Here is a 12,143-nt window from a genome sequence, read left to right on the forward strand (position 1 = left end):
CGATCCATCCCTATCAAGTGGTTCGTGAGAGCGCTGTCGAAAGCCGGTTCGAGGCGCTGCATGGGACGACGCCCACGCCGCTGGTCGGGCGTGAGGAGGAGGTCGACCTGCTGCAGCGCCACTGGCATCGCGCGAGAAGTGGTGAAGGTCGTGTGGTGCTGCTCTCAGGCGAGCCCGGCATCGGAAAGTCGCGCCAGAAGATCTCCGATCGCGTCGCCGAAATGCGCACGCTGCCGAAGGGCATCGACCAGCGCTCGGCCTGCCGGCATCCAGACTAGCGCGCATGTCGTCGCCAAGGGCGCGACACCGGGTCCCGACACCGACCAGGGCTACGTCACCTCCGTCTGCCACTCGCCGATGCTCGGCCAGTGGATTGGCCTTGGACTGGTCGAGCGCGGTCGCGAACGCTTCGGCGAAATCGTCCGTGCCCATGATCCGCTGCGTGGCGAGGACTACGACATCGAGATCTGCAATCCGGTCTTCTACGATCCCGAGGGAGGACGCCAGCGTGCCTGATTTTACCTGGACCGCCAGTTCGCCACTGCAGCATGCGACCACTCCCGGCCGCCGTGGCGCGACCGTGCAACTGCCTGGCATCGCCTTGTCGGAGATGCGCGATTTCAGCCTGGTCCTGATCCTTGCCCGGCGCGGGCAGGGGCTGGCTACCGCCAAGGCAGCGAAGGCTCGGTTCGGAGTCGAAGCGCCGTCGAAGCCGCAGACCGTCGCGGGTAAATCTGCGACGCTGATCTGGTCAGGTGCCGATCAGTTCTATGCGCTGTTTGCCAGCGCGCAGGGGCAGTCGCCGGTTGCGGCGCTGCGCGACAATTTTGCAGACAAGGCATCGCTTTCCGATCAGTCGGATGGCCGTGCGCTGATCCGGATATCCGGCCCGAGCGCGCGCAACATGCTGGCCAAGCTATCGTCGCTCGATCTCGACGACGCGGTCTTCCCGGTCGGTGCAGCGGCAGCGACCTCGATCGACCACACCGGCGTCAATTTGTGGCGCGACGCAGATGCCGCCGAAGGCTCGCCAGTTTTCAACATACTGGTTTTCACCAGCTTCGCTGACAGCATCTGGCACACCATACTCGACTCGTCGGCGGAATATGGCGTCGAAGTGCTGGGGTCTAGTGCCTTCGCTGAGTGACCGGCCAGAAGCGTCCGCGGCAGAGAGGTATTGACTGTTGAATCCAGCCAAACCGCACAATGCCTTTGCCCTATGCGAAACCTAGACGCGCCTGTTCAGGATTGCTGGCCGAACGACATTCTCATGGGGCTGGACCGAAGATGGAAACTGTCCAAATGACGCGCATTGGTCAGCGGAATGCCGCTGCAAATCCGATCAGAATCTTTGATTGCAGAGCAGAATCCGCGCAGCGTTCAAAGCGGCATCGCTGGGAGACGTCGTCAGCCGCAGTCTCCTCGATGCGCTTGGATACGAGATGACGGACAAGACGCTCGAATTTAGTGAGAAGAGCGGATGTTAGAGATGCAAGCCGTAGCTCGTACGTTCAGTTTTTATCTGTTGCCGACGTTCTCGCTACAAGCGTTCTCGTCGGCAGTAGAGGTATTGAGGCTTGCCAATGAAGTGGTTGGAAGGAACGTCTATGATTGGCAAGTCATCTCGAGCGACGGACAACCCGTTGTTTCGAGCAGCCGGCTGGTGGTTAACGCTGACATTGCATTGCGATTTGAACGTGAGCGCAACCAAAGACCTAACCCAACATCGGCCGCGATAGTCTGTGGGGGGAGCACCTTTCCCGGCTCTAACTTGCAACTTGATGCGTGGTTAAGAGAGTGTCGTAACCGCCGCACAAGCCTTGTCGGCATAGGCAGCGGTAGCATAGTCCTTGCGCGAGCCGGACTTGCAGAAGGGCGTCGTTGCGCAATTCACTGGGAACAGTTTCCCCTTTTTTTGGAGCGGTTCCCAACGGTAGCCGCTACTCAGACGGCGTTTGAGCAGGATGGGGACCTGTCCACTTGCTCCGGTGGGGACGCACCCTTTGATATGTTCCTGCGCTTCGTGGAGCGCGATCATGGGGCCGTTGTGGTAAATCGAATTTGCGGAAAGGCTATTGCGTGCCGGACGCGTTCGGCTGGAGAGCGTCAGCGCCTGCCTTTTCATTCTCGCGTAAGACTCAATCATAAGGCGGTGATCAAAGTCATCGATCAGATGGAGGCAAATGTTGACAACCCAATGCAGGTTGACGCGCTTGTGGCGTCAACCGGCATGTCGCGTCGTCAGATTGAGCGTCTATTTGCAAGCGAACTGGGTCGCTCGCCGAGCCGTTACTACCTAGCGCTTCGTCTCGAACGCGCGCACCTGCTTCTTATCAGCTCGCGCCTGTCAGTTTTGGAAATTGCAATAGCATGTGGATTTGCCACGGCTTCACACTTTACCAAGGTCTATCGCGAAGCCTACGGAAGCAACCCAAATCAAACCCGGTTGCTATCTCGCGGACATGAGCAGAACCGACCGATTGGGTCTGCTCAACCGACACCAATGGCAACCCAACTGATCCAAAGGCACGCACGGCATGCCGAATGATCGATTGATCATTCCGCTGAAAGAAGACTGGGGAAGGCGCAAACGTCGCCGCTCCTTGGAAGTGGTCTGATTGTATCCGAGTTTTGCCCTCACGATCTCGACGCCAGCGGACAACTGCAGGCTCGATTGTCGAGCTTCGCCGCTACCAAGATCGAAAGGCCGTCCCTGTGTCGCGCTTGCCGTTCGCTCGGACTTCTCGATCGAGGAGCAGGTCCAGGCCGGCGGGGCCACCTAGCTCGACCGGCCAACTCATCGGCGGGTGAGCCAATCGAACTCGGTGAGGTTGAATTTGGAAGGCATGTGAGGTGGGCGCTTGAGGATCGCACCGGTCATTTGGTCGAGCGGGCCTGGCTCGTCGCGAGGGGCTGCTGCACTGTGGCAGCAACCAAATCCGATCGTTGCAACGAAGAACCTCTTCCCTGCTTGCCAAACTAAATTCCCTGATAGGTGCGATAGGGAATTTCAAATCTAAATTATTGGAATCATTGCCAAATACCGGGTGATTTTTGGCACGCTCGCTCTTTTTTTGCTAGATTTCCCTGTTTTTGGCGGGTTATCAGGGAAAGTCAGCCAGAGACCAGTTCGCTCCTAACTGGCAGTACCACCATTATCGTTATTTATCAATGGCTTATAGACTATTCTGACCTCGGTTAGCCCCTATCTGGCGAACCTCGTTGCATCGCTTTGATTTCGTTGACTTATGGTGGGCTACTGACAACCTGCGGGGTGCGCCACTGTTGCTGCGGACCGGGCGGGACAGGCGCTTTTTGCCATTCGTGGTCAGGATATGAAACCGGGAAAACCATCCTGTTCACCGTACCGCCACGCCCGGTTGACGCGATCCGCAGCAGTCAAGGAACGCCGGCCCCAAACAATCGTTCCAGCAAGGATTTTAACGTATCGGCGGCCAATTCAGCGAGCGTGGAATGACTAGTCAATCGAGTGTCGGAAGCGTACAAAGCAAGGGTCGCCAGCCTATGAACGGGCGCTGGCGATTGAAAGAGTCGATCACGCTTTCGCCCCTCCATGGGAGATGAGCGATGACGGTCACCGACATAGCGGACGCCGACCGGTCAAGCACATGTCCAGAGTAGTCGCCAAGTCCGAAGAGCAGAAGGACGCCGAAGCCGAAGTCGAGGGCTTTCAGGACGACCTTGGCCCGTTCGTGGTTGCCGCCGAGACAACACGAATGGCCATGGTTTTCACCGATGCGAAAGAGCCCGGCAATCCCATCATCTTTGCCAATGACGCGTTCCTCGCCCTGACCGGATACGCTAGGGATGAGGTTTTGGGTCAGCCCTTCAATTTCCTGATGGCGAACGGCGCCGACACCCGAGCCCTGAAACGCATCAAGGTCGAGTTCGAAGCCAATGCGGAGACGGGTGCGGAAATCCTTTACAGGCGCAAGGATGGCAGCGAATTCTGGGCGGGCCTTTTTGCCAGTCCTGTCCAGGACAAGAACGGCGCCGTGGTTCAGTATTTTGCTTCCTTCGTCGATCTCACCAGACACAAGGAAGAGCAGGCGCAATCCAAAATGCTCATCGACGAACTGAACCATCGCGTGAAGAATACGCTGGCAACAGTGCAGTCGATCGTCTGGCAGGCCTCACGAGCCAATTCCGATCCGAAAGCGATCCGCGAAGCCGTCGAGTCCCGGCTGTTTGCGCTCTCCCGGTCGCACAATTTGCTGACCCGTGAAAATTGGCACAGCGCCGGGCTGCTCGACGTGCTGCACGATGCCCTGGAACCGTTCGGCGTCACCGACGGGCGGGCCGAGCGACTGGTGATAACAGGTGACAATATCCGCCTCTCGACAAAGGCCTCGCTGGCGCTTGGCATTGCCTTTAACGAACTCGCGACCAACGCGGTGAAATATGGTGCGTTTTCCAACGACAAGGGCTCGATCCGGATCGACTGGACGATCGAGCCGACCTCGGAAGGCCGTCGACTGTTCCTGTCCTGGCGCGAAAAGGACGGACCGCCAGTTACGCCACCGCTGCGAAAGGGATTCGGCTCGCGCGTGATCGAGCGCGGCCTGACCCATGAACTCGAAGGCACTGTGCAACTCGACTATCGCCCGGACGGGTTGATCTGCACGATGAACATTCCGGTACCGGGAATTCGCGATGGATAAACTACTTTCTGGCCGGCGCTTCCTCGTTGTCGAAGATGAAATTCTGGTCCTGATGATGATTGAGGACATGCTGGGCGATCTTGGATGCCAGTCAGTGACCTCAGCCGCTACGATCGAAAAGGCGATCGCCCTGATCGAAGCGCAGGTTTTCGATGCCGCCATGCTGGACATGAATCTCGATGGCGACGACAGCAATACCGTGGCCGACGCGCTTGCGGAGCGTGGTGTGCCGTTCATCTACTCGACCGGCAACAGCGGTCGCGATATGCGCGAGGGTTTCAGCAAACGTGCCGTCCTTCGAAAACCGTTCAGCTTTGACGAACTGACCACCACACTCGAACGCCTGCTTTCCAGCTGACCGAGGGAAAGAAGACTCCTTTGTTTGGCCGGCTGACATTGCGCCTCACCTCAGACGTCGGGACTAGATGGTACGCAAGAATGCCAGGATTTCTGCCGCGAGCACCTCCGGCGCCTCTTCAGCCATATGGTGTCCGCAGGCGATGCCTTTTCCCCGCAGGCTTGTCGTCCACGGGCGCCATACGCCGAGAACGTCGCCATAAAGCCGTTCCAGATCATCGCGCATCGACCACAGAACCATGGTGGGACATTGGACCCGTCGTCCAGCCTTTCGGTCATCCGCGTCGTGCAGATGGTCGATCGAGAGACCTGCCCTATAATCCTCGACCATCCCATGGATGACACGAGCGTCGAGAATTGCCGTCCTGTAGTCCGCAAACGCCTCCGCGCCCATCTGATCGGCGGAACCGCCATACCAGGCTTGCGGGTTGGCCATGATCGCCTGTTCCGGCTTGTCGGGCTGGGCAAAGAAGAACCAGTGCCACCATTCGGTGGCGAAGCGGGCGTCACATCGCTCGAGTGCTTCAAGGATGGGAACGCCGTCCAGAACGATGAGATGCGTTACCGCGGACGGGTGATCCATCGCTGTCCGGAAAGCGGTATAGCTTCCGCGATCATGCCCGGCGACGGCAAAGCGGTCAAAACCCAGATGGCGCATGAGCGCGACACAGTCTTTTGCCTTGGCGCGCTTGGATGATCCTGCATGATCGTGTGTGTCCTCGGGAATCGAAGACTGCCCAAAACCGCGGAGGTCGGGGCAAATCACCGTATGGTTTTTGGCGAGAAGCGGCGCAACGCGATGCCACGTGGCATGCGTGCGAGGATGGCTGTGCAGAAGCAGGACCGGCGGTCCCGAACCGCCGTGCCTCACCCGAAGCGTCGCCTCGGGCAGCTGTATTGACTCAAGTCGAAAACCTTCGAACATCAAGCTTAAACCTTGCCCTGTAGTTGGAGGTTCCACTTCTGATCGGAACCTTCGCCTGTCGTCGAAGGTTGATGTAGCAGACTGGGCGGGCGGAAGAGGCCGAAGCCGAGCCAGACTATCCGTCATGCGAGGCACAAATGGCCTACACGAACGCGGGCATACCCCAAGACGAGCCTTATGGAGCAATCTACTTTGCAAAGAAGTACGGTCTCACGCTGAGAGACGCCAAGTTCATCATCGCCGCGAATGGACCGTCGCGAAGGACGTGTGATGCGGCAGCTGCTGCATTCGTGCGGAACAAAGCCGCGCGGTTCAAAAAATGGCTACGCTGAGGGTTTTACTTCTTCGGCATCGAAGAAACAGATGCTGACGGATGCCCATGCAAGATGAGCCATTCTCGGCCAGATTCAAATTCTGAGCGGCTGTGTCGCACCTGAAACGTGAAGGGCCAAAGTTTTTGGTGATCCGTCGTGCCTGAGCCTGAGTGATTCCATGCTTCCTGGCGAAATAGGCTGTTTCATAGGGTTTTTGCACAGCCGGTTAGCGCCATCTTTTCTTGTTATCGATCGGCAGAGGACGAACAGCCCCGGCCGAGAACGTGTATGTGGCAAAAGGATCCGGCTTGTGAGCGGGATACCCATATCCAAATCGACCGCCGAAATCGCCTTCAGCATCCTGATGTCGGGATGGCAATTCGGGCGGCGTACGGACTGAACCGGTGTGGTCGTGATCTTCCGTTCCGAGCGTGCCAGGTTTTTTCATGCAGCTAAAGAACTCGTCAGGCCGGTTGGTTCCTTGGTGAACCCGGACATGGTTTCTGAAACCTTTCCAGCGGAGGTGAGAGGCCAGCGGTTCCGTTGGGTTGGTCATGCCTGAGTCCATTGGAACAAGAATGCCGTGCGAAACGTTGGTGGATGTCAAAGTGGCAGGAACAATTCCTGCCCTACAGGGCAAGAGGGCGAACGGCGAACGCGGCCGGGCGCGCTCAGGAGGCACATATGGATATCACCACAATTCTGGTCATAGTTCTTATTGTTATTCTGCTGGGTGGTGGCGGTTTTTACGGTCGCGGACGCTGGTACTAGCTCCCGTAATGGATAATCAGCACAACAGCATTATGGAGGCTCGCTGGCTTCTTGCCGTACCTCTGTCGCTTGTTCTTGCGGTCCTTTTGGCCGGCTTTGTCCTTGCCTGAGCGGCGTCATTCGGTAAGTCCTCCTTCGAGGCTTTCAGGAGCATTGGCGCGAGCTAAAGAGTTATGGATTGGCAGTGATATCGGGTGTTGCTGCTCGTCGGCACCCCGTACGCGGAGGGACCGTGTCCTGCGCCGGGCGCACGGTTTTTTTGTTTCGTTCTGCAGGTCTGATGAACCTGCGGCGGCCAGGAGACGTCGATGCTGAGGGGCGGTCCGTACTCTCGGTGGTGATCCCGAACCTATGACGTACAGATTAGGAATCAGAGGGTGGGGTGCTCATTTGGAGCCCTTACCTGGTTCGCCACCGAATGCGAGAACATACGAAGTATATGGCTTGGCGAACCACCCGCTAACTGGCTGTTTTTTTGAAAAGACGACTTTCCTCTGGGCCCACCAGAATGTTAATTATCAGTAGTTTATGCCAATCTCTCACAGGTTGATTCATCAGACTCGGCCAATCTCCTGGCGTTCGAAGGAAAATATTTTGGGCCTACGCTCCCAATCTCCTTCTCACTGAAAACACAGGTGACACGTAATACAGAAATTCTGGCGTCGAAAGAGTGCCGTGCGATCCGTGCGGTGATCGGCGGTAATGACGTGCGAATGGGATGGTTTGGCCCAAACAGATGTGCGTCAAAAAAGTCGTCAGTGGCGCGTATTCACGTCAGCTTCTTGAACAAGGCAGCTGTCCGACTGAGGATCAAGGCTAAGGAGAACCTCTGACAAAGAGAGGAATTGCTTACATGATCTGGATCATGTCGCTGCCGTCGCCAAGGAACTGAAGGGCTTCCTTGGGGATCGAAGGGTCCTTCGCGTTGAGCACGGTCAGGCTTTCCAGTTGCTGACGGCCGATCAGGCCGGGGCCGCGATAGTGCAGCGCCACCTTGGTCGAATAGGGCTGGCGGAACATGGTCGCGGCGATGCCGCTGGTGATGCCGAACATGAACTTCTTGGAGCTGCGCTGCACCGGTGCGAACACGCCGAAGGTAAGCTCATTGCGCTGGATGCGTTCGAAATCGACGGAGAAGACGCGGCCCGCTACCGGAAAGACGAAGCCGTAATATTTGAAGACATAGTCGATCTTGTCGGGCGCGTCGTAGCTCGGGAAGCGCTCGATGTAGTAGTGCTGGTAGAAGTCGTTGTTGCGGTAGATGCAGTAGGCCGAGCGCAGGATCGAGCCTTTGTAGATGGAGGAATACTGATAGCGGTCGTAGACGCCGACGAGGTCGTTGCCGTCCGACTTGGCGCCGATGATGGCCGTTTCGATGAATTTCGTGACCTCAGGCGATTCCCGCAGCTTCTCCATCACCTGGAAGAAATTGCCTTCGACGAGTGTCCTGAATTCGAAGGCCGGCGAGAACAAGATCGAGACGCTGACGCCGAAGAAATTGGCGATCAGGCTCATGTTCTGTGGCGAGGGCAGGTGCAGGCCGGAGAGATATTTGTTGAACTGCTGCCGGTTGAGGCCGATCTTGCGGCAGACCGTGCTGATCGATCCCTGGCGTTCGCACAGAAAACGCAGATTGGCGGCGAAATCCGCGATCTTGCCGGCGTCATGATCCATCCCTACCGTCCGTCCCTGTCAAAATCTGAAGCAATCTTGCGCACACAATGCCTCACGTCGCTTCAACAATCAAATCGCTGCGAACTTGCCGAAACGGCTTGCCGGATGCTGATTGGGAACGGCATCACGGTAAGGAATTCGCCTGGTTCGCGGGCCTTGCCGGGCAAGAAACAAGAGAGGGACGAGCCACATGAGATTGACTGGCGGCCAGATCGTGGCCAGGGCGCTGAAGGACTATGGGATCGAATATGTTGCCGGCGTGCCCGGTCACGGCATCTGGTCGCTGTTCGACGCCTTCCTCGCCGAAGGCTCGCACATCCCCTTCATCCAGGTCATGCACGAGCAGAGCGCCGTGCATATGGCCGACGGCTATTTCCGCGCCAGCGGCAAGCCGATGGCTTGCTCGACCTCGATCGGACCTGGCGCCGCCAACACCATCATAGGGCTCGCCACCTGCTACACGGATTCTATTCCGGCCTTCTACGTCTCGGGCGGCCCGGCAACGCATATGAAGGGCCATGGCGTCATGCAGGAGCTTGAGCGTCAGCAGGAAAACGCCTTTCCGCGCATTACCGAGCAGGTGACCAAGCGGGCCTACAAGGCCGGCCGGGTCGACGAACTGCCCTTCATCATGCACCGCGCCTTCAACACCATGCTGTCGGGCCGTCCTGGCCCGGTGCATGTCGAAGTGCCGATGGACATCCAGACCGAGGCGGCCGACGTCACCATCCACCCGCTGGCGCAGCGCATGGCAGTCGGCGTCGCCTATCCCGATCCGATCGCCGTCGAGAAGGCGGCAGCGCTCCTGCTGTCGGCTGAACGGCCGGTGATCCTCGCCGGCGGCGGCGCTATCAGCGCCAATGCCTCCAAGGCGCTGATAGCACTTGCCGAGAAGATCGGCGCCGCCGTCTCGACGACGTGGAACGGCAAGGGCGCGATCTCGGAAGACCATCCGCTGTCGATCGGTGCGATCGGCCAGACCGGCACCTCCTGCGGCAACGCCATCACCGCCAGCGCCGATGTCGTCATGTCGGTCGGCTGCCGCTTCACCGACTGGTCAGCATCGAGCTACCGCAAGGGCGCCTCGATCTCGATACCGCCGGGCAAGCTGATCCATATCGACCTCGATCATCACGAGATCGGCAAGAACTACGCCACCGAAGTCGGTATCGTCGCCGATGCCCGCGTCACGTTGGAAGCGATCCTTTCGGCGATATCCGACCAGCAATCAGCCAGGGTGATGAGCCGCCGCGATCGTTATCTCGCCGATATCCACGCGGCCAAGACCGAGTGGGAAGCGATGCTGGCGCCGCGCCGTGACTCGCATGAAAGCCCCTTCACCTCGCAGCGGCCGCTCGGTGCGCTGCGCAAGGTGATGGATCGCAACGGCATCATCGTGGCCGGCTCGGGCAACACGCAAGGCGCGGTCAAGCAGACGTTCCCGGTCTATGAGCCGCGCACCCATCTGACTTCGGGATCGTTCTCGCCAATGGGCTGGGCGGTGCCGGCGGCCCTTGGTGCCAAGCTCGCCATGCCGGACCGCCAGGTGGTGGCGGTCGTCGGCGATGGCGATTTCATGATGTCGCTGCCCGAAATGGGTACCGCGGTCATGAACGGCATACCGGCGGTGTTCCTGGTGCAGAACAACCGCGGCTACATGTCGATCCGGGGCGGCCAGCGCAAGTTTATGGGCCGCCATGTCGCCAGCGAATTCAACTACCACAAGGGCAATGGCGAGCCCTACACCGCTAACATCTCAGAAGTGGCGAAGAATTTCGGCATGGAATCCTGGAAGGTCGAGGCATCGGATCAACTCGAACCGGCGCTCAAGGCGGCTCTCAACTGCGGCGCCCCGGCGCTGGTCGAAGTGACGACCTCGCGCGACGCCGCCGGTCCCTTCGTCACCGGCTGGTGGGATTTCCCGTCGCCAGAATATTACGACAAGGAGCAGGAGGCCTACGCCGAAGGCCGCGCGCTCGAACAGCACCTTTAGGACAGCACGAGCGGGCAGCGAAGCCGCCCGTCATCTATAGAAATTGACCGGTTGCAGCGTCGTGCCTGTCGCGGCGATGGCCGAACTTTGCCTGCCAGAAAGGCCCTTGCCATGATCAGACATTTGAAGTCGGCGCTGCTTGAAGGCGAGGCCGCGCAGGCTACCGCCGTGACCAGGACGGTCGAAGCCCTTCTGGCGGAGGTCGAGCGCGGCGGCGACGCAGCAGTGCGGGGGCTGTCGGTCAAATTCGACGGTCTCGATCGCCAGTCCTACCGGCTGACCGATGCGGAGATCAGGCGCTGCGTCGACAGCCTTACCAATCGTCAGCGCGCCGACATTGAGTTCGCGCAAGACCAGGTTCGTGGTTTTGCTCAGGCACAGAAGGACGCTCTCAGGGATATCGAGGTCGAGACTTTGCCGGGCGTTGTGCTCGGCCACAGGAACATCCCGGTCGCCAATGTCGGCTGCTACGTGCCGGGCGGCAAATACCCGCTTCTTGCTTCCGCGCACATGTCGGTGCTGACCGCCAAAGTCGCCGGCTGCGACCGCGTCATCACCTGTGCGCCGCCCTTTGCCGGCGCGATCGCGCCGCGGATCGTCGCCGCCCAGCATCTGGCCGGCGCCGACGAGATCTATTGCCTAGGCGGCGTGCAGGCGATCGCGGCGATGGCTTTCGGCACCGAGACTATTCAGCCGGTCGATATGTTGGCCGGCCCCGGCAATGCCTATGTGGCCGAAGCCAAGCGGCTGCTGTTCGGCCGCGTCGGCATTGATCTTTTCGCCGGCCCGACGGAGACGCTCGTCATTGCCGACGACACGGTCGATGGCGAGTTGTGCGCCACCGATCTGCTCGGCCAGGCCGAGCATGGCGTCAATTCCCCCGCCGTGCTTGTTACCAATTCGGAGAAGCTCGCCAGAGACACGCTTGCCGAGATCGAGCGGCTGCTGAAAATCCTGCCGACCGCGGCCATCGCCCGCAAGGCCTGGGAAGACTATGGCGAGGTCATCGTCTGCGACACGCTCGACGAGATGGTGTCGGAAGCAGACCGCATCGCGTCGGAACATGTGCAGGTGATGACTGCAGACCCTGACTATTTCCTCGACAGGATGAAGAATTACGGCGCGATGTTCCTCGGCGCGCGTACCACCGTTGCCTATGGCGACAAGGTGATCGGCACCAACCACACGCTGCCGACCAAGCGAGCGGCGCGCTATACGGGCGGACTGTGGGTCGGCAAGTTCCTGAAAACCTGCACCTATCAGCGGATCCTGACCGACGAGGCCTCGGTGCTGGTCGGCGAGTATTGCTCGCGCCTCTGCATCATGGAAGGATTTGCCGGGCACGCCGAACAGGCCAATGTAAGGCTGCGGCGCTATGGCGGCAGGAACGTTCCCTACGGCGGCGCCGTGGGGTAGATGCCGCACGA

The 12,143-nt window shown here is 59.3% G+C and carries 9 protein-coding genes and 2 pseudogenes; 8 read left to right on the forward strand and 3 right to left on the reverse strand.

The genetic code is table 11. The features are described from left to right. The 6 genes and pseudogenes from FCU66_RS42040 to FCU66_RS24320 form a co-directional block, all read left to right on the forward strand. A pseudogene (locus tag FCU66_RS42040) lies at positions 1 to 194 on the forward strand (ATP-binding protein); the annotation flags it as partial. A gap of 73 nt (positions 195 to 267) precedes the next feature. Continuing rightward, positions 268 to 516: pseudogene (locus FCU66_RS42045) on the forward strand (glycine cleavage T C-terminal barrel domain-containing protein); the annotation flags it as partial. Then, the gene (locus tag FCU66_RS24305; protein WP_168992016.1) at positions 509 to 1,147 is read left to right on the forward strand and encodes a sarcosine oxidase subunit gamma; all 639 of its coding nucleotides are present in this window, start codon (positions 509 to 511) and stop codon (positions 1,145 to 1,147) included. The pseudogene FCU66_RS42045 and the gene FCU66_RS24305, both read left to right, overlap by 8 nt. 342 nt (positions 1,148 to 1,489) lie before the next feature. Continuing rightward, complete coding sequence (locus tag FCU66_RS24310; protein WP_246093997.1) at positions 1,490 to 2,548, forward strand: GlxA family transcriptional regulator; 1,059 nt, start codon at positions 1,490 to 1,492, stop codon at positions 2,546 to 2,548. 1,081 nt (positions 2,549 to 3,629) lie between these two features. Continuing rightward, entirely contained in the window at positions 3,630 to 4,682 is a 1,053-nt protein-coding gene (locus FCU66_RS24315; protein WP_136620186.1) for an HWE histidine kinase domain-containing protein, read from the forward strand. Next, positions 4,675 to 5,040 (forward strand): response regulator, encoded by a 366-nt coding sequence (locus tag FCU66_RS24320; RefSeq protein ID WP_136620185.1) that lies wholly within the window; start codon positions 4,675 to 4,677, stop codon positions 5,038 to 5,040. The genes FCU66_RS24315 and FCU66_RS24320 overlap by 8 nt, the downstream gene beginning before the upstream one ends. Positions 5,041 to 5,103: 63 nt before the next feature. On the opposite strand, the gene FCU66_RS24325 is transcribed toward FCU66_RS24320, so the two are convergent. The 3 genes from FCU66_RS24325 to FCU66_RS24345 form a co-directional block, all read right to left on the reverse strand. Next, positions 5,104 to 5,964 carry an alpha/beta fold hydrolase gene (locus FCU66_RS24325; RefSeq protein WP_136620197.1) on the reverse strand — a complete coding sequence of 287 codons (861 nt, stop codon included), beginning with the start codon at positions 5,962 to 5,964 and terminating at the stop codon, positions 5,104 to 5,106. Positions 5,965 to 6,504: 540 nt separating this feature from the next. After that, positions 6,505 to 6,834 carry a hypothetical protein gene (locus FCU66_RS24340; protein ID WP_136620183.1) on the reverse strand — a complete coding sequence of 110 codons (330 nt, stop codon included), beginning with the start codon at positions 6,832 to 6,834 and terminating at the stop codon, positions 6,505 to 6,507. A gap of 1,064 nt (positions 6,835 to 7,898) precedes the next feature. Beyond that, on the reverse strand, positions 7,899 to 8,723 hold the full coding sequence (locus FCU66_RS24345; protein ID WP_136620182.1) for a helix-turn-helix domain-containing protein: 825 nt from the start codon (positions 8,721 to 8,723) through the stop codon (positions 7,899 to 7,901). Positions 8,724 to 8,913: 190 nt separating this feature from the next. Here FCU66_RS24345 and FCU66_RS24350 point away from each other — a divergent pair, with 190 nt between their 5' ends. After that, on the forward strand, positions 8,914 to 10,716 hold the full coding sequence (locus tag FCU66_RS24350) for a thiamine pyrophosphate-binding protein (protein WP_136620181.1): 1,803 nt from the start codon (positions 8,914 to 8,916) through the stop codon (positions 10,714 to 10,716). 111 nt (positions 10,717 to 10,827) lie between these two features. After that, positions 10,828 to 12,132 carry a histidinol dehydrogenase gene (hisD, locus tag FCU66_RS24355; RefSeq protein WP_136620180.1) on the forward strand — a complete coding sequence of 435 codons (1,305 nt, stop codon included), beginning with the start codon at positions 10,828 to 10,830 and terminating at the stop codon, positions 12,130 to 12,132. Positions 12,133 to 12,143: the final 11 nt, after the last annotated feature.

Source organism: Mesorhizobium norvegicum, from assembly GCF_004919685.1.
In the GTDB taxonomy this organism is placed as follows: Bacteria; Pseudomonadota; Alphaproteobacteria; order Rhizobiales; family Rhizobiaceae; genus Mesorhizobium; species Mesorhizobium norvegicum.